Source organism: Bifidobacterium vansinderenii (assembly GCF_002234915.1).
GTDB lineage: Bacteria > Actinomycetota > Actinomycetes > Actinomycetales > Bifidobacteriaceae > Galliscardovia > Galliscardovia vansinderenii.
Map to the genome: position 1 here is coordinate 108,128 of NZ_NEWD01000004.1, position 18,231 is coordinate 126,358.

Consider the following 18,231-nt stretch of genomic DNA (forward strand, 5'->3'; position numbering starts at 1 on the left):
AATACCGTTGTTGTCCACCAAAGTGGACATGCAAAAGGGCTCCGATCCGGTTGGATCGGAGCCCTTGGTCCATTGTCATGCGACTCGTGCTAGATGCACTAGACGAATCGCATGACGGTTAGGAGTCTCAGCCGTTGACGCGGTCGATACCGGCCTGCACGTCGGCGAGCACGGAGTCCCAGGACTTGATGAAGGCGGCGACACCGTCGGCCTCGAGCTTGTCGGTGACGGCCTTGAAGTCGATGCCCAGGTCGGCGAGCTTGGCCATGACGGCGTGGCTCTCCTCGTAGGTGCCCGGGATGGTCGGGGCGCCGTTGCCGTGGTCGGCGAGGGCGTTCAGGGTCTTCTCCGGCATGGTGTTCACGATGTGCGGGGCGACGAGCTCGTCCACGTACACGCAATCGGAGTAGGCCGGGTTCTTGGTGCCGGTGGAGGCCCACAGCGGACGCTGCTTCTTGGCGCCCTTGGCCTCGAGAGCGGCCCAGCGCGGATCCTCGGCGAACTTCTTCTCGAACAGCTCGTAAGCGAGACGGGCGTTGGCGATAGCAGCCTTGCCTTCGAGGGCCTTGGCCTCATCGGTGCCGATCTCCTCGAGCTTCTTGTCCACGGCGGTATCCACGCGGGAGACGAAGAAGGAGGCCACGGAGCCGATGTGCTCCAGCGGGTGGCCGTTGGCATCAGCCTGGGCGATGCCCTCGATGAAGGCGTCGATGACCTGCTCGTAGCGCTCGAGCGAGAAGATCAGGGTGACGTTCACGGAGATGCCCTTGGCCAGGGTGGCGGTGATGGCCGGCAGACCTTCCAGGGTGGCCGGGATCTTGATCATCGCGTTCGGACGGTTGACCTTCTCCCACAGCTCCACAGCCTGCTTCTCGGTGGCTTCGGTTTCGTGGGCGAGGCGGGGATCCACCTCGATGGAGACGCGGCCGTCGACGAAGTCGGTCTTCTCGGCGATCTCGCGGAAGATGTCGGTGGCGTTGCGCACATCGGTGGTGGTGAGCTCGCGAATGGCGGTCTCAACATCGACCTTGCCGAGCTCCTTGAGCTGGGCGTCGTACGGGCCGACCTGGCTCAGGGCCTTCTGGAAGATGGAGGGGTTGGTGGTCACACCGACGACGTTCTTGTCGGCGATGAGCTCCTGCAGGTTGCCGGACTCAATGCGGGTGCGGGACAGATCGTCCAGCCAGATGGAAACGCCGGAATCGGACGTACGCTGAGTTGCAGCAGTCATAGTGTTTTTCTCCTTGTTTATTTCATTCCGTCTCCCCTCGATCGGAAAAAGGGGAGACGGAAAATCTTTATTGCCGGTTACCTGGACGGATCAGGCGTTGGCTTCGGCGATGGACGCCTTGGCGGCCTCGACCACGTGCTCGGCGGTGATGCCGAGGTCGATCAGGTTCTGAGCGCCGTCACCCTGCAGACCGAACTGCTCGATGGACACGGGCTTGCCGTAGGAACCGAGGTACTTGTACCACGGCATGGCAACGCCGGCCTCAACGGACACACGGGCCTTCACGGAAGCCGGAAGCACGGACTCCTTGTAGTCGGCGTCCTGCTCCTCGAACCACTCGAGCGACGGAACGGAGACCACGCGGGCCTTCACGCCTTCGCCGGCGAGGGTCTTGGCGGCTTCGACGGCCAGCTGCACTTCGGAACCGGTGGCCATGAGGATGACGTCCGGGGTGCCCTCGGTGTCGACGAGCACGTAGGCGCCCTTCTTCACGCCGTCCTTGGCCTTGGCCGCGGTCTCGGCGAGCACCGGCACGCCCTGGCGGGAGAGCACGAGAGCCGACGGCAGGGTGTTCTTCTTCTCGAAGAAGTAACGGTAGGCCTCGGCGGTCTCGAAGGCGTCGGCCGGGCGGACAACCTCAAGCTGCGGCATGGCGCGGAAGGAGGCCAGGTGCTCGATCGGCTGGTGGGTCGGGCCATCCTCGCCGACGGCGACGGAATCGTGCGTCCAGATGTACAGGTTCGGGATCTCCATGAGGGCGGCCAGACGAACGGCGGAACGCTCGTAGTCGGAGAACATGAAGAAGGTGCCACCGAACGGACGGGTGTGGGAGCCCAGCAGGATGCCGTTGGTGATGCAGCCCATGGCGAACTCGCGGACACCGAAGTGGAGCTGACGGCCGAACTCGTTGCAGACCGGCCACTGCTTGGTGGCGCACTCCTCGGGAGCGAAGGTGGCCGCACCCTTGAGATCGGTCTTGTTGGAGCCGCCGAGATCGGCGGAACCGCCCCACAGTTCGGGCATGACGGCGGCGATGGCGTTGAGCACGGAGCCGGAGGCGCCACGGGTGGCGACCTTCTTGCCGACCTCGAAGGTGGCCTCAAGGTCATCGATAGCCTTGTCGAAGCCCTCGGGCAGCTCGCCGGCCTTCAGGCGGTCGTACAGAGCGGCCTTGTCGGGGTTGGCCTTGCGCCACTCCTCGTACTTCTTGTCCCACTCGGCGTGGGCGGCCAGACCGCGCTCGGCGACCTTGCGGGCGTGGGCGAGGGCCTCCTCGTCGACCTGGAAGCTCTTCTCCGGATCGTAGCCGAGCAGCTCCTTGAGGCCGGCAACGGCCTCGGCGCCCAGCTTGGAGCCGTGGGAGGACGGGTCGTTGGTCTTGCCCGGGGTCGGCCATGCGATCAGGGAGTGGACCTTGATGAGCTTCGGCTGATCGGGGGCTTCCTTCTCGGCCTTGGCGATGACGTCGGCCAGACCCTCGATGTCCTCCTTGTAGGAGCCGTCGGGCTGGATGAAGCTGAACTCGTCGGTGTACCAGCCGTAGGCCTGGAAGCGCTTGAGCACGTCCTCGGCCAGCACCAGGTTGGTGTCGCCTTCGATCTGGATGCGGTTGGCATCGAAGATCACGGTCAGGTTGCCGAGCTTCTGGTTGGCGGCAAGGGCGGCAGCTTCGCCGGAGATGCCTTCCTCGATGTCGCCTTCACCGCAGATGGCCCAGATCTTGTGGTAGAAGGGGGAGTCTTCCTTCTTGGTCTCCGGATCAAGCAGACCGCGCTGGAAACGCTCGCCGTAGGCGAAGCCGATGGCGGAGGCGAAGCCCTGGCCAAGCGGGCCGGTGGTCATCTCGATGCCCGGGGTCAGGCCGTACTCGGGGTGGCCCGGAGTGTGGGTGTCGGCGCCGCCACGGAAGTGCTTGAGATCATCCAGGGTCAGGCCGTAGCCGGAGAAGTACAGCTGGACGTACTGGGTAAGGGAGGCGTGGCCACCGGAAAGGATGAAGCGATCACGACCCTCCCAATTGGGATCGTTCGGATCATGCTTGATGAAATGCTGATAGAGGGTGTAGGCGATAGGTGCCAGCGAGACGGGGGAACCGGGGTGGCCGCTTCCTGCGTTCTCGACCGCATCAGCCGAAAGGACCTTGGCCATCTTGATGGCGCGCTCGTCCAGTTCGGTCTCCTTGAATTCGGTCATGGATCAACTTTCCTTCCAATCGGATGGAACCAGCGTGCCCGTTCCGGCCGCCGTGCATGCACGGACGAGTAGAACGTGCGCATTGGCTTCATTTGCCCTTTCATGCTAACCCAGTATGGAGACTTCTTTCAACATTTCCGTACGCGAGTTGTGAACTAAATGTTCAAATATGTCTTTTTTTGTTCGTTTAAGACCGTTCAAAAGTTCGGTTTTCGCCGTCGGCTAGCAGTCGACACCTCCGAGTGCTAAAAAGGTACAGTACGGCGATTTTCAAAGGAGGTTCCATGGCAAACGAACGACGCATGCTGGTTCTCCGTGCCGTGATCGAAGACTATATTCGCACACAGGAACCGGTCGGATCCGGCGCGTTGACACGCGGACACAAACTCGGGGTGAGTTCGGCCACGGTGCGCAACGACATGGCCGCGCTGGAGGACGAAGGCTATCTGGTGCAGCCGCACACTTCCGCCGGCAGAATCCCTACCGAGAAGGGCTATCGGTATTTCGTGGACAAGCTGGCCACGGTGGTGCCACTATCCAAGGCTCAGAAGCGGGGGATTCGAACATTTCTCTCCGGTTCGGTGAATCTCGACGACACGCTGCGTCGCTCGGCGCGTCTTCTCGCTCAGATCACCGGACAGGTGGCCGTGGTGGCCAGTCCATCACTGGCCCGTTCGGCGCTGCGTCATATCGAAATGGTTCCGGTGTCGTCGGCCACCGTGCTTGTCGTCGTCATTACCGATACGGGAAGAGTGGAGCAGCGTACGATCGTCACCGCGGCCCGACCGTCGGATGATGTCCTCAATCAGCTGGGCTCCCGAATCAACGCCGCATGTCAGGGCGAATCGCTTCGCCGGGCGGCGGACGGCATCCGCTTGTTCTCACAGGATGAGCCCGATGCTCCGATGCGTTCCTTCCTGGAGGCGGTCGCACGCGTGCTCGACGAGCTCGCCACACAGGAACAGACCAGCAACCTCTACATGGCCGGCACATCGCAACTGGCCCATCGATCCGTCTCCGACATGGCATCGCTGGCGTCCCTGTTCGACGCGTTAGAGGAGCAGGCGGTGCTGATGCGGTTGATGACCGCGCTCACCGAGGTCTCACAACTGCATGGCGTGGGCATCGCCATCGGTTCCGAAACCCACACGCCCGGTCTGATGCACGCCTCGGTGATCACCTCCGGCTACGGCCAGTCGACGGCCGGCATCTCCAAGACCCCCGGAAACGCATCCTCCGATTCCACAACGGTCGAGCCCGTGGCGTTCGTAGGTTCCATCGGCCCCACGCATATGGACTATGCAAACACGATTCCCGCGGTTAGGGCCGTGGCGAAGTATCTCACCGAATTCATGCTGAACGAAGAGGGGGAGGACGAAACGGACGACGATACGGACTGATCCCGCCATACCTTGTGGCACAATATTCGACAGCAAAACCCTATTCGACTAGTTCAACTTCAATACCCATACCGACGACAGGAAAGATCAGGAAGTGGCTGATTATTACGAAGTGCTGGGCGTGAACCGCAACGCCAGCGAGGATGAGATTAAGAAGGCCTACCGCAAGATGAGCCGCAAGTACCATCCCGATATCGCGGGTCCTGAATTCGAGGACAAGTTCAAGGAGGTTAACTCCGCATACGAGGTGCTTTCCGATCCGGACAAGCGCCGTATGTATGACCAGGGCGTGGACCCCAACAATCCCAACGCAGGCGGATTCGGTGGAGCTGCCGGCTTCGACATGGGCGACATCTTCGGCCAGTTCTTCGGTCAGAGCTTCGGCGGCGGCTCCCAGGGACCGATTCCACGCACTCAGCCGGGCCGCGATTCCCTGGCCAACGTGACCATCGATCTGAAGACGGCCGTGTTCGGCGGCACCGCGCATGTGGACATCCGCACGATGTCGCTGTGCCCGGACTGCCAGGGCAGCGGCGCCGTCAAGGGCGAGCAGCCGGTGACCTGCCCGGACTGCCAGGGTCGTGGATTCGCGCAGAAGGTGGTACGCACCATGCTCGGCCAGATGATGACCTCGGCGCCGTGCGAGCGCTGCGAGGGCCATGGCACGATCATCCAGAATCCGTGCCCGTCCTGCATGGGCCATGGTCGCATCCGTTCCAAGCGCAACGTCGGCGTCTCCGTTCCGGCAGGCATCTCCGATGACACCCGTCTGCGTCTCGCCTCGCAGGGCGAGGTCGGCGAATGTGGCGGTGCCGCCGGTGATCTGTATATCGATGTGCGCATCGCCCCGGACAAGACGTTCGTCCGCGATGGCGATGATCTGCATTGCTGGATCGAGGTGCCGATGAGCTGGGCCGTACTCGGTCACGATCTTGAGATCGACACGTTCGACGGAGCCCGTACCATCAGCATTCCCGCTGGTAGCCAGCAGGAGGATACGGTCACGTTGGATGGTCTGGGTGTGACGCGTCTGCGCTCCAAGGGCGAGCGCGGCGATATTATCGCGCATATCATGGTGGCGATTCCGACCAAGCTCAGCGACAAGGAGCGCAAGCTGATGGAGGAGTTCGCGGAATCCCATGATGGTGATGCCCAGCATGTCACGCAGCAGTCCAAGCCGCGTCCGGCTGGCGGTTCTTCCAAGAGGAGCGGTTTCTTCTCGAAGTTGAAGGACGCGCTGAGCTGACGCTTAAGTATTTCAGGCATCTTGGGTTCTCCTTTGCAAGGTGAACCGTCTGAATGTAAGGAGGGGGAGGAAGGGAAGCCTGCGTGGTTCCTCTTCCTCCCCTTCCTTGTTTGTTATCGCAGCAGCGATCGACACATCGAGCGGAATTCGCTGACGTATCCGCCACCGAAGAACACGCAGTGTCCGGCGATGGGGTAGAGCTGCCACAGCGTGTAGCGCTTTTCATATCCCACCTTGAGCGGGTGCACCGACTGGTAGCCGTCCATGATCTGGCCGAGGTATGACATGCCGAACAGGTGCAGCATGGCCAGGTCTTCCTCGCGGTGGCCGCCGTGGGCTGCGGGGTCGATGAGCACCGCTTCTGACTTGCCGTTCTTGTCCTTGGTCCACATCACGTTGCCGCTCCATAGGTCGCCGTGGATGCGTGCCGGCTTGTCCTTGGCGGCGCCGCCCATCAGGTCGGGCAGGGCGTCCACCACTTCCTGGGCCATTTCGTAGTCGTATTGGTCGAGTTCACGGCGTTCGATGCCCATGCGCACCATTGGTAGCAGTCGGCCTTCGGCGAAGTAGGTGATGGGGTCGGTCCATTCGCCGGTGTCCATGGGAACCGGATCCTGCAGGGGGCCGAAGTAGCAGGTTCCCTGGTATCCTTCCGGTGCTGATCCGAAATAGGGGGCGCCGGCGTCATGCATGCGGGCAAGGGCTGCGCCGAACGCGTATGCCGCGTCGGCGGTGGGGGAGGCCGATGCCACGCGTTCGATGTCCAGATAGTCCTTGCCCCATTCGTATACGTCCACTACGCGGGGACCGCCTTTGGACTGGGCCTCGCCCAGCCACTGCAGGCCGCGTCCCTCGCATTCGAAGAATCCTTCCGGTGCCATGACGCGGCTCTTGCGATATTTGGACATCACATTCCTCCTTGGTGAAAACACGACTCATATTAGGGCCGCTGTCGTGTCGCTGACAACCGTGCAATCCCATACCCCCATGTCGATGGACGAGACCGCATATGACATGCTCGTGACGGTCGCGTGTTCATTACGTGAGCACCCACCCCTTTCTTCATCGTTTCTTAGAGGGGTGCGGCTATTGTGTTGCAACGTATCGTAGATAACCAGTCAAGAGACATAAGGGACAACGAGGGGTATATGAATTTCTTCCAAGCCATCGTCCTCGGTCTGGTACAGGCGTTGACCGAATATCTGCCTGTATCTTCCAGTGCGCATATTCGTATCGTCGGCGATCTGATGATCGGTTCGGATCCGGGCGCCGCGTTCACGGCCATCATTCAGATCGGTACCGAGTTGGCCGTGCTGCTGTATTTCCGTCGTGACATCATCCGTATTCTGGGCGCCTGGTTTGGCTCCCTGTTCGGCAAGGAGGGCAAGGACTGGAAGAGTCGTCTTGGCGCTCATAACGAGGACACCAAGATGGGCTGGTACATCATCATCGGCACCATGCCGATTCTTATTGCCGGTCTGCTGCTCAAGGACGTGATCGAGACCACGTTCCGCAATCTGTGGATTACGGTGACCGTGCTCATCGTCTTCGGTGTGCTGCTGTGGGTGTTCGATGCCCGTTCCAAGCAGATCAAGACCATGGATCGTATGACCGCCAAGGATGCCATTATCTTCGGTATCGGTCAGATGCTGGCGCTGATTCCCGGCGTTTCCCGTTCCGGCGGTACCATCACCTTCGGTCGCGCCTTGGGCTACACCCGTGAGGCTGCCGTGCGTGTGGCGTTCCTGATGGCCATTCCTGCCGTGTTCGGCGCCGGCATTCTCGAGACGGTCTCCGCGGTGAAGGACGTGAGCGCATGCTCCGCCGGCGGTAAGGCCGCCGCCGAGGCCTGCGCAGCCATCGGCGCGTTCCCCGGCTGGGGTCCGACGATCGCCGCCACGTTCGTGTCGTTCTTCGTGGGCTATATCGTGATCATCGGCTTCCTGAAGTTCGTGTCCACGTTCTCGTACAAGGCGTTCGCCATCTACCGTATCGGTCTTGCCGTCGTGGTGGCTATTTTGCTCATTACCGGCGTGCTGCCGGCGATTGATCCGTCTGTCGCGGCCGCGGCCTAGCCGAAGACGCGAATCGCCAAATACTACATATAAGGGCGGCTGGTTCATTTCGGAACCAGCCGCCCTTATTGTTTTGGTCGTGTCGCTTCCGTGCGACTGCTCAATGGCGTTCCGTCAGTCCTCCGGCGTGGCGGGATGATCGAACGACCTTAGGAACTCCTCGGTCTCCTCGACCAGCTGCTTGGCGTGGGGAGTGGGCACGTCCTGTTCGCCGTCCTCGTCCATCATCCGTTCAAGATGGTGCACGTAATCGCTCAGATCGTCGTTGCAACGGGTGAGCATGTCGGCCTTTCTACGCCATTTCTCGGCGCGTGCGGCCAGATCGGTCTCATCGAATCCCACGCCGATGATCGAACCAAGCTCCTCCAACAGACGCATGGTTCCAGCCGGGCAGTCGTCGCCGCCAAGATACTGGGGAATGGAAACCCACAGGGAACGGGCCTCGAAGCCGTCTTCCGCGGCCGCGTAGTTGAGCACGGTGGGAATGCCCACGGGGCCGCAATAGGAGTCGTTCTGGGGGTCGTCATCGTCACCGTCGGAGTGGCTGACCGGCAGCGCCCGGGTGTGCACGCAGTCGGCGAACATGGCGCCGAGCGTGATGACGTCGGTCACTTCGCATTCGTCGGCGAAGCGCAGCGACCTCTGGCAGTAGTCGGACCAGTGGAAGTTCGGCTCGGGGCCCATCTCCACATAGATGGTGGTGTTCTCGTCGATCGTGACCTCATAGAACGTGGTCTCCGGCCAGACGATGCGTTTGCGTCCCTGCACGGTGCACATCATCGGCCTTGAAGTCTGGTAATCGTAATAGGAGTCACAGCAGATGTGTCCGATCTCCCGGGACTCATAGGCATCCAGCAAATGGCGCACCGTGTCGGTGGCGGCCTGACAGGCATCGTTCCAGCCACCGAAGGCGGCGATCAGAAAACGTCGTTTGCTCATACTCTCACTCATGCCTCCCACACTACCGCAGCCCTGTGTTTCCAACGGTTGAGTATGCCCAGCGAGAACGAGGGGAGCACCCATCCACGGAGCGCATACAGCGACGCGACACGCCGAGTTTGCGCTAACCCAAGGTGATCGCTATATTAATTACTCGTGCTTACGGCACCGGCCAGTCAGGTCGGGGTTGAAATCACATGCGGACATAGCTTAGTTGGTAAAGCGCGACCTTGCCAAGGTCGAGACCGCGGGTTCGAGTCCCGTTGTCCGCTCGAGTCCCTAAAGGACCGCAAGTGGTGGGTTAGCCAAGCGGTTAGGCAGCGGCCTGCAAAGCCGTATAGACGAGTTCGACTCTCGTACCCACCTCTTATGTCGGGAATGAAAGTTTCTGGCATGACACAACCGGGCGGTTGGCGCAGAGGTAGCGCACTTCCCTGACACGGAAGGGGTCACAAGTTCGAATCTTGTATCGCCCACCAGATCGGCCTAGCCGATTTGACTAATTGAAGAGGTTCAGTTTGGGTGATTGGCGCAGCGGCTAGCGCACTTCCTTCACACGGAAGGGGTCGTAGGTTCGATTCCTACATCACCCACAGGTGCTGGAAACAGTACTATGCGGACATAGCTTAGTTGGTAAAGCGCGACCTTGCCAAGGTCGAGACCGCGGGTTCGAGTCCCGTTGTCCGCTCTTGAATCGGTTGAGTGATCGACTGGTTCCGACACAACCGGGCGGTTGGCGCAGAGGTAGCGCACTTCCCTGACACGGAAGGGGTCACAAGTTCGAATCTTGTATCGCCCACGATTTGACCAAACCGGTCATCTTTTTGCGGACATAGCTTAGTTGGTAAAGCGCGACCTTGCCAAGGTCGAGACCGCGGGTTCGAGTCCCGTTGTCCGCTCCACTACCGCTCTTCGGAGCGGTTTTTTGTTATCTGACCGTTTCTGATCAAACGCGTGTTGCCGATTTCGCATACCATATGCTGGAGTTACCCCCCCCCATCGAGGAAGACAGGGAGAGTGGATCGGCGAAAGGTTCCGTCATGCGACACTGTTCAGCGCTCATCAGTATCGGGATATGCATAGCACTGTTATCGGGATGCGGCAATTCCCAACAGCAAGACGAGCAGTTCATTGAGGGAGGGGAATCAAGCAAAAGCGACTATCAGACGATCGTGAACGAGATCATGAGTGATAAAAAGGTGACGACCGCGGAGGCGCAGCAGTCTGCGGAGTCGTATGTTCAATGCCTGACCGAGGCCGGGCTGAGTGGGAAGTATCACTATGACCCCGCAACCGACTATTGGATTCTCATCGGCGATGGCGAAATCTCATACGACAGCCCCGACTTCCGATATATGGATCTGGATCCCAGCACCGCAGCGGGGAAGAAGCTTTCCGAGAAGATCCAGGCAACCTATAGCAAGAAGAAAGGTTCCTGCGATGCTGTCTTCAATCCCATATCCACGTATCTGGAGAGTCACGCCGATTGGGATAGTTTGGCGAAAAACCAGTACGAGGCTACGGTGGATTGCATCATCGGACGCGTTCCGTCCCTGAATAACGCAATCGATGATTCCTGGCCACATGACAGCGATGGTCTGAGCAAACTCAGCGAACTCATCTCTTCGCATGAGAAGGATCTTTCCTCAGAGGATCAGACTGCACTCACCAATTGTCAGACGTACTACACGACGGCACCGGAGACCTTCGGCGTCGCATCCAAACCATTGGATCAGCTCACCGAGCAGGAGCGCAAGGAACTGATAGCCAAAGGGCAGCTGTCGGAACAGTCTCAATGACGCAGCAGTCGTCTGAATACCGACGAAAAACCGACGGCGAAAGGGGATTGACGTAATGAAGCGTGTGGTGTCGTGGCTGATCATCGTGGTGCTGGCGGTGGTGCCACTGGTAGGGGTGGGCGTGTTCTCTTGGGTGCAGGCGCGGGATCCTGAGGAACTGGCGCCGAAACCCACGGCGGTTCTTCAGAAGCCGACGACCATCACCGACGACGGCTCGGTGAACGCCACGATCACCGCCACCTATAGGCAGGGCACGGCCGTGCTCGCACCGGCATGGCAGGAAACGGTCACCGGCGTGTCCGTTGCGCCCGGCGCCACCGTGTCCACTGGAACCGAACTGTTGAAAGTCGATGGCGTGGCGCGCCTGGCTGCGGCGAGCGCGTCCCCGTTCTACCGGTCGCTGACGGTGAATGACAAAGGCGAGGACGTACGTGATCTGGAGTCGGTGCTGCAGACGTTGGGATATTTCAAACGCAAGCCGAATACGGTGTTCGATGATGCCACGCGTGTTGCGGTGATCGCGTTGGAGAAGCGTATTGGAGTCGCCAATCCGTCTGGAGTGTTCGATCCGGGTTGGCTGGTGTGGCTTCCGGCGGATCAGTTGACGGTCGGTTCGGTGAACGTGCAGGTGAATCAGCAGGCGCCGGCTGCGGGGGAGACGGTGTTCGTTTCGGCTTCGTCGTTGGATGCGATCAGTACGTCCACCGCCGGTGGGGCGTTCGCGTTCAACGGCACGTATGTGTTGAGCCAGCATGGGCAGGATGTAGCCACGGTGAGCAGGGCTGAGGATGTGAATCAGGATCTGCTGGGCCGTTTGCAGGCGGACGATTCGTCGAATGCCGATGCGAGGCAGTATCAGGTGTCGTTGCGGTATGAGCAGCCGGTTCAGGCGCTGTCGGTGCCGTCCGCCGCCGTGCTGACCGATAAGAGCGGTGGCAGTACTTGCGTGTATGGCAAGTATTCGTCGAAGGATGCGAAGTATCGTGCCGTTGCGGTGACAGTGACCAGTGGCACGTTGGGGAAGACGCATGTGCAGTATGCGGATGATCTGGCGGACTTCTATGTGCTTGCCGATCCATTGACGATCATGGGGGAAGGCGCGCAATGCCCATCGAAATGATTGATGTGCGCTTCCGGTATTCGTCACAGGGCCCGGCGGTGCTGGACGGGGTGACGTTGACGATTCCGGATGGTCAGATGATCGCGTTGGTCGGCCCGTCCGGGTCGGGCAAGACGACGTTGCTGCAGATCATCGGTGGCATTCTGAAGCCGAGTGACGGTATGGTTCGTTGCGATACGCCGGTCGGTCGCATGCGGTGGATCTTTCAGACGCCGATACTGCTGGCACGGCAGACGGTTCGGCAGAACATCGACATCGCGATCAGCACCGCGCCCTGGAATGCGCGGACCCGTGAGGCCCGTGTGGGGGAGATGCTTGCCGATGTGGGTCTGGATGGCTATGCCGATCATCGGGTCAACACGTTGTCGGGCGGTCAGCAGCAGCGTGTGCAGATCGCCCGCGCCTTGGCGTGCCGACCTCCGGTGGTGCTGGCCGATGAGCCGACTGGCCAGTTGGATCATGCGACCACCACGTTGGTGATGAATGCGATCGCGAAGGCGCGTGACCATGGCACGACGATGGTGCTCGTGACGCATGACGAGTATGTGGCCTCGTATTGCGAGCGCGTTGTTCGTCTGGAGGACGGGCGGATTCATTCCGTCAAGGATGGGGATGCGCGTCGGATGGATGACTGCGACATGGTGGTAGGAGCCTCCGATGAGTAGTGTGCATAACAATCGTGGAAAGCATGGTCGGCGCCGTGCTTGGAACGATGATGTACGGCGAAATATTACTAAACAACATGATGTTGAGTGGTCGTTTCGTGTGGTGCTGCGTCAGGTTGGACGGACGTTGGCCGCGCAACGGCTGATGGCGTTGCTGCTGGTGGCTGCCGTGGCCGTGATTGCGGGTGCGTGCGTGGTTCTTGACGCTTCGTCACGTCATGAGATCATGGCTGAACACGATCAGGCGGTCTCGGCCGGGCTGAACGTGTATCGCGCGCATGCCGCGGGCGATGATGGTACCGGACGGATCAGTGCCGCGTCGTGCGCGTCGTTGAATACGAATCCGTCGGTGAATGCGGCGGCCGGGTGTTCGGTTCTCGGGCGGCGACGATCGTCAAGGCTCCCGGGCAGCGTTTCTCCTATGTTCCCATGGTCGGCAACATCACTCGAATCCTGTCGGTGGGCAACGCGCCCGATTACGGCGAAGGCGTCTTCATCGAACGTCAGACGGCCGCGGGGATCGGTATATCCGACGGGGACAATGTGCGGATCAGGATGGACGACGGCGCCGTCGAGACCGCGACGGCGCATGTTGTCGAGGCGGAACGCGGTTTCGCGGACACCCCAAGGCTGTGGTCGTATGCGGCGCCGCAGGGCAGTCTCACCGACTGCTATGTGGAGTTCGTTCCCGGTGCGATGACGGATGACGAGCAGGCGGTGGGATGGCTGTCGGCGGCGTTGGATGACGGACGGTCCACCGTATCGGTCACGTCGATGACGCAGTCCGATGCCGGCAGGCTGCTCGACCGGTACATGTCTCGCCCCACCCGGTTCCTGTGGGCGGCGGGCGGTGTGATGTCGTTCCTGCTCCTGTTTCTGCCGATGGTGTTCCGTCGTCATGAGTTCGCCCTGTACCGCAGTCTCGGCGCGGGGCGGAATCCCACGGCGCTGATTTACATCGTGGCGAACATGCTGCTGACGGCGATCGGCCATGGCATCGGCCTGGCGTGGGCAGTGCTGATTCTGGTCTGGACGCAACGCACGATCTTCGAACCGGTGGAATCGGTCATGTTCGCGGCGGCATCGGCGCTGACTTGTGTGACCTTGCTCACACTAGGGTGCGTAGTGTTGTCCCGCGGCAGCATGGCCGCCTATATCCATCGGCAGCTCTGAGTGCGATTCCAACGATTGCGCACGCTCACACGAGGCATGGCGATTGTCTCCGACGGCGCATACAGTTGCATCGTCAAGTTCAGTCCAGGCCTGCACATTAGTAACGCGGACCCCCGATAGCAAAGGACATACCATGGCGCAAGCTACCATCTCCATCACGGTTGACGATGAGGCGAAGGAGGTGGAAGCAACCACCACCGGCGTCGAACTGTTCGCCGACGACAAGAACATCATCGCCGTGCGTCTGAACGGCGAGCTGCGTGACCTGTACACGCCGCTGCATGACGGCGACAAGGTCGAGCCCGTCGCACTGGATAGCGAGGACGGTCTGGCGATCATGCGCCACTCCGCCACCCATGTGATGGCGCAGGCCGTGCAGCAGATCCGCCCCGAGGCCAAGCTCGGCATCGGTCCGGTGATCAAGAACGGCTTCTACTACGACTTCGATGTGGACGAGCCGTTCACCCCGGCCGATCTCAAGGAGATCGAGAAGCGCATGCAGCGCATCATCAAGTCCGGTCAGACCTTCCGCCGTCGCGCGGTCACCGAAGAGGAGGCCCTCGAGGAGGAGAAGGACCAGCCGTACAAGATCGAGCTGATCAAGGACAAGGAGGCGCATCTCGACCCGGAGGCGGCCACCGAGGTGAGCGAGTCCGAGCTGAGCTTCTACGACAACGTGGACCATGACGGCAACGTGGTGTGGAAGGACCTGTGCCGCGGACCGCACCTGCCCAACACCCGCTTCATTAAGGCGTTCAAGCTGGAGCGCAGCGCCGCCGCCTACTGGCGTGGCAGCGAGAAGAACCCGATGCTGCAGCGCATCTACGGTGTGGCCTTCTTCACCAAGGAGGCACTGAAGGACTATCAGGCCAAGCTGGAGGAGGCCGCCAAGCGCGATCACCGCAAGCTCGGCCAGGAGATGGACCTGTTCTCCTTCCCGGATGAGATCGGACCGGGTCTGGCCGTGTTCCACCCCAAGGGCGCCGCGATCATCAACGCTATGGAGGACTACTCGCGCGAGCAGCACCGCAAGCACCACTACAGCTTCGTGCAGACCCCGCACATCACCAAGGGCGGCCTGTATGAGACCTCCGGCCACCTGCAGTGGTACAAGGACGGCATGTACCCGCCGATGCGCCTCGACGAGGAGCGCGACGAGGACGGCAACGTCACTAAGCAGGGCTTCGACTACTACCTCAAGCCGATGAACTGCCCGATGCACAACCTGATCTTCAAGTCCCGTCAGCGCAGCTACAAGGAGCTGCCGCTGCGCCTCTTCGAGTTCGGCACCGTCTACCGTTACGAGAAGTCCGGCGAGGTGCACGGCCTGACCCGCGTGCGTGGCCTGACCCAGGACGACTCCCACATCTACTGCACCCGCGAGCAGATGAAGGACGAGCTCAAGAGCCTGCTGAACTTCGTGCTCGGCCTGCTCAAGGACTTCGGTCTCAACGACTTCTACCTGGAGCTGTCCACCAAGGACGAGCACAAGTTCGTCGGCTCGGACGAGATCTGGGAGGAAGCCACCAACACGCTGGCCGAGGTGGCCAAGGAGTCCGGCCTCGAACTCGTGGCCGATCCGGGCGGCGCCGCCTTCTACGGCCCGAAGATCTCCGTGCAGGCTCGTGACGCCATCGGCCGCACCTGGCAGGTCTCCACGATCCAGCTGGACTTCAACCTGCCCGAGCGTTTCAAGCTCGAGTACATCGCGAAGGACGGCACGCACCAGCGTCCGGTGATGATTCACCGCGCGCTGTTCGGCTCCATCGAGCGCTTCTTCGCCATCCTGCTCGAGCACTACGCCGGCGCGTTCCCGGCATGGCTCGCCCCCGTGCAGGTGACCGGCATCCCGGTGGCCGACGAGTTCGCCCCGCATCTGGAGAAGTTCATCCACGAACTGGAGGACAACATGGTGCGCTGCGAGATCGACTCCTCCGACGACCGCTTCGGCAAGAAGATCCGCAACGCCTCCAAGTCCAAGGTGCCGTTCACGCTCATCGTGGGCGAGGACGACATGAACAAGAACGCGGTGAGCTTCCGCTTCCGCGACGGCAGCCAGCTCAACGGCGTTCCGGTGGATCAGGCCAAGGCCTCGATCCTCAAGGTGATCGCCAAGCGCGTGCAGGTCAACTCCGCCGACGACTTCGCCGCGGCGACCGAGGACTGATTCCCTTGCATTCCAAGCCGGTCCACGACCGGCAGCCGGCGATGCCGGGCTCGAGAACGATATGATCATGCGTTCCAAAGCCCGGCATTGTCGGCATACCACCATAAAATCGCACTGTTTAACCATTCATAATTCCTTAGGAGAGTCATGTCAGGACATTCCAAGTGGGCGACTACGAAGCACAAGAAGGCGGCCATCGACGCCAAGCGTGGCAAGCTCTTCGCCAAGCTCATCAAGAACATCGAGATCGCGGCCCGTCAGGGCGGCGGTGACCCGAACGGCAACCCGGCCCTGTACGACGCCATCGTCAAGGCCAAGAAGAACTCCATGCCGGCCGACAACATCAAGCGTGCCGTCAAGCGTGGTTCCGGTGAGGAAGCCGGCGGCGCCAACTACGAGGACATCGTCTACGAGGGCTATGCTCCCGGCGGCGTTGGCCTGATCATCGAATGCCTGACCGACAACCGCAACCGTGCGGCCGCCGACGTGCGTTCCACCCTGTCCAAGAACGGCGGCTCCCTGGCTGAGAACGGCTCCGTGAGCTTCAACTTCGAGCGCAAGGGCCTCATCGAGGTCCCGGCCGAGGGCGTGGACTTCGACAACCTGTTCGAGATCGCCGCCGAGGCCGGTGCCGAGGACGTGACCGAGGACGGCGACGTGTTCACCGTCACCACCAGCCCGAGCGACCTGATCCCCGTTCGCAAGGCCCTGCAGGACGCCGGTATCGACTACGATTCCGCCGAGACCGCCATGGTCGCCCAGAACGAGATCGAGCTCGACCTCGAAGGCGCCCGCAAGGTGTCCAAGCTTATCGACGCCCTCGACGACCTCGACGACGTGCAGAACATCTACAGCACGTGGAAGGCCACCGACGAGATCATGGCCCAGCTGGACGAGGAGTAGTCCAACACTCCAGCAAACTACCAAGGAATTCATTTCATGATCATTCTTGGAGTCGACCCCGGACTCACCAGGTGCGGAGTCGGCGTTGTGGAAGCCGGCGCATCCCGCCGGCTTTCCTTTATTCACGTCGATGTCGTCCGCTCCGATCCGCACGAATCGCAGGATCTTCGCCTGCTCACGATATACCGGGGACTATGCGCAAAGCTCGACGAGTTCATCCCCGATGCGGTATCGATCGAACGAGTCTTCGCCCAGTCCAACCGCAACACCGTGCTCGGCACCGCCCAAGCGGCCGGAGTGGCCATGCTGGCGGCGGCGCAACGCGGCATTCCCGTGGCTCTGCACACGCCGACCGAGGCGAAACTGGCCATCACCGGCAACGGCCAGGCGCAGAAGATCCAGGTCGAGCGCATGGTCACTCGCATTCTCAATCTCAACACGATGCCCACGCCGGCGGACGCGGCCGACGCCTTGGCACTGGCCATATGCCATGCCCTGCGTCCATCGGGAGCCCTGCAGGGTGGCGAGCGCGAGCAGCATCTCACCCAGGCTCAACGACAGTGGGCCGAGGCGACGCGCAAGGCGAACCGCGGGGGCAACATGCTCCATCGCGGCATGTAGGGGTATGTGGACATAGGTTCCACCTTCCGCTACAATACGAACAGATGTTCGAAATCTATGTTGGGAAAACGAGGTAGCCAATGATCGCAAGCCTGAGTGGCACGATTGCGGCGGTCATGAAGGACGCCGCAATCATCGAAGTGGGGGGAGTGGGCTACGAGGTCCGCATGCCCGGCAGTGATCTGGCCTCCATGCATATCGGTCAGAAGACGACCGTCTTCACCCGTATGACCGTCTCACAGGATGCCATCGCCCTGTATGGATTCCTGTCCAAGACCGCCAAGGATCTGTTCCTCAGCCTGCAGAAGGTCAGCGGCGTGGGGCCGAAGGTGGCTCTGTCCATCGTCTCCACACTCGGCCCCACACAGCTGATGAGCGCAGTGGCGAATGGTGACGCCGCGGCCCTTTCCAAAGCTCCGGGACTGGGCAAGAAGGGCGCGCAGAAGATCATCCTCGAGCTCAAGGGCTCGATCAACCTCGACGAGATCGAGGGCGGGGACCAGTCGCCGGAGGAGACGCAAGACTCCGGCACCGAGCAGGTCGTAGAGGCGCTGGTCTCGCTGGGATGGCAGCAGCGGGACGCCGTGCAGGCGGTTCGCCGTGTATTGCAGAACGAGCAGCATGAGGGACCGGTCACGTCCAAGGACGTACCGAAACTGCTCAAGACCACGCTGGCATCCATGGACAGGGGGAGGTAGT

General features: G+C 61.2%; 15 protein-coding genes and 7 tRNA genes. 18 read left to right on the forward strand and 4 right to left on the reverse strand.

Translation table 11 applies throughout. The features are described from left to right. Positions 1 to 127: 127 nt before the first annotated feature. A complete protein-coding gene (gene tal / locus Tam10B_RS01495) occupies positions 128 to 1,231 on the reverse strand; it encodes a transaldolase (protein ID WP_093959510.1) in 1,104 nt (367 codons plus the stop codon). A 90-nt stretch (positions 1,232 to 1,321) separates the two neighbouring features. Beyond that, on the reverse strand, positions 1,322 to 3,424 hold the full coding sequence (gene tkt, locus Tam10B_RS01500; protein WP_093959511.1) for a transketolase: 2,103 nt from the start codon (positions 3,422 to 3,424) through the stop codon (positions 1,322 to 1,324). A gap of 284 nt (positions 3,425 to 3,708) precedes the next feature. Between tkt and hrcA the strand changes: the two genes are divergently transcribed. Next, on the forward strand, positions 3,709 to 4,824 hold the full coding sequence (gene hrcA, locus Tam10B_RS01505; RefSeq protein ID WP_093959512.1) for a heat-inducible transcriptional repressor HrcA: 1,116 nt from the start codon (positions 3,709 to 3,711) through the stop codon (positions 4,822 to 4,824). Between the two features lie 94 nt (positions 4,825 to 4,918). Beyond that, positions 4,919 to 6,070: a molecular chaperone DnaJ gene (dnaJ, locus tag Tam10B_RS01510; protein WP_093959513.1), complete on the forward strand. Its 1,152-nt coding sequence runs from the start codon at positions 4,919 to 4,921 to the stop codon at positions 6,068 to 6,070. A gap of 113 nt (positions 6,071 to 6,183) precedes the next feature. Here the strand turns inward: dnaJ and Tam10B_RS01515 are convergent, their stop codons facing one another. Further along, complete coding sequence (locus tag Tam10B_RS01515) at positions 6,184 to 6,978, reverse strand: fructosamine kinase family protein (RefSeq protein ID WP_093959514.1); 795 nt, start codon at positions 6,976 to 6,978, stop codon at positions 6,184 to 6,186. Positions 6,979 to 7,218: 240 nt separating this feature from the next. On the opposite strand from Tam10B_RS01515, the gene Tam10B_RS01520 reads away from it, so the two are divergent. Next, on the forward strand, positions 7,219 to 8,145 hold the full coding sequence (locus tag Tam10B_RS01520) for an undecaprenyl-diphosphate phosphatase (RefSeq protein ID WP_093959515.1): 927 nt from the start codon (positions 7,219 to 7,221) through the stop codon (positions 8,143 to 8,145). Between the two features lie 114 nt (positions 8,146 to 8,259). On the opposite strand, the gene Tam10B_RS01525 is transcribed toward Tam10B_RS01520, so the two are convergent. Then, positions 8,260 to 9,084, reverse strand: coding sequence for a PAC2 family protein (locus Tam10B_RS01525; RefSeq protein ID WP_233133532.1), 825 nt, complete (start codon positions 9,082 to 9,084; stop codon positions 8,260 to 8,262). 199 nt (positions 9,085 to 9,283) lie between these two features. On the opposite strand from Tam10B_RS01525, the gene Tam10B_RS01530 reads away from it, so the two are divergent. From Tam10B_RS01530 to ruvA, 15 genes are all read left to right on the forward strand, one after another. After that, positions 9,284 to 9,356: transfer RNA gene (locus Tam10B_RS01530), tRNA-Gly, on the forward strand. 23 nt (positions 9,357 to 9,379) lie between these two features. After that, a tRNA-Cys gene (locus Tam10B_RS01535) sits at positions 9,380 to 9,450 on the forward strand. Positions 9,451 to 9,488: 38 nt separating this feature from the next. Then, positions 9,489 to 9,563: transfer RNA gene (locus Tam10B_RS01540), tRNA-Val, on the forward strand. Between the two features lie 41 nt (positions 9,564 to 9,604). After that, a tRNA-Val gene (locus Tam10B_RS01545) sits at positions 9,605 to 9,677 on the forward strand. Positions 9,678 to 9,699: 22 nt separating this feature from the next. Continuing rightward, positions 9,700 to 9,772: transfer RNA gene (locus Tam10B_RS01550), tRNA-Gly, on the forward strand. A 39-nt stretch (positions 9,773 to 9,811) separates the two neighbouring features. Next, positions 9,812 to 9,883 (forward strand) — tRNA-Val (locus tag Tam10B_RS01555). Positions 9,884 to 9,910: 27 nt separating this feature from the next. Further along, positions 9,911 to 9,986, forward strand: a tRNA-Gly gene (locus Tam10B_RS01560). A gap of 282 nt (positions 9,987 to 10,268) precedes the next feature. Then, complete coding sequence (locus Tam10B_RS01565; RefSeq protein ID WP_143248498.1) at positions 10,269 to 10,883, forward strand: hypothetical protein; 615 nt, start codon at positions 10,269 to 10,271, stop codon at positions 10,881 to 10,883. 55 nt (positions 10,884 to 10,938) lie between these two features. Then, on the forward strand, positions 10,939 to 12,003 hold the full coding sequence (locus Tam10B_RS01570) for a peptidoglycan-binding domain-containing protein (RefSeq protein WP_093959518.1): 1,065 nt from the start codon (positions 10,939 to 10,941) through the stop codon (positions 12,001 to 12,003). Further along, positions 11,988 to 12,668 (forward strand): ABC transporter ATP-binding protein, encoded by a 681-nt coding sequence (locus Tam10B_RS01575; RefSeq protein WP_093959519.1) that lies wholly within the window; start codon positions 11,988 to 11,990, stop codon positions 12,666 to 12,668. Before Tam10B_RS01570 ends, Tam10B_RS01575 begins: the two co-directional genes overlap by 16 nt. 321 nt (positions 12,669 to 12,989) lie before the next feature. Continuing rightward, positions 12,990 to 13,841: a hypothetical protein gene (locus tag Tam10B_RS01580; protein WP_093959520.1), complete on the forward strand. Its 852-nt coding sequence runs from the start codon at positions 12,990 to 12,992 to the stop codon at positions 13,839 to 13,841. Between the two features lie 133 nt (positions 13,842 to 13,974). Continuing rightward, a complete protein-coding gene (thrS, locus tag Tam10B_RS01585; protein WP_093959521.1) occupies positions 13,975 to 16,008 on the forward strand; it encodes a threonine--tRNA ligase in 2,034 nt (677 codons plus the stop codon). Positions 16,009 to 16,155: 147 nt separating this feature from the next. Further along, complete coding sequence (locus Tam10B_RS01590; protein WP_093959522.1) at positions 16,156 to 16,911, forward strand: YebC/PmpR family DNA-binding transcriptional regulator; 756 nt, start codon at positions 16,156 to 16,158, stop codon at positions 16,909 to 16,911. A gap of 36 nt (positions 16,912 to 16,947) precedes the next feature. Then, positions 16,948 to 17,532, forward strand: coding sequence for a crossover junction endodeoxyribonuclease RuvC (gene ruvC / locus Tam10B_RS01595; protein WP_093959523.1), 585 nt, complete (start codon positions 16,948 to 16,950; stop codon positions 17,530 to 17,532). Positions 17,533 to 17,612: 80 nt separating this feature from the next. Then, positions 17,613 to 18,230: a Holliday junction branch migration protein RuvA gene (gene ruvA / locus Tam10B_RS01600; protein ID WP_093959524.1), complete on the forward strand. Its 618-nt coding sequence runs from the start codon at positions 17,613 to 17,615 to the stop codon at positions 18,228 to 18,230. Position 18,231 lies beyond the last annotated feature (1 nt).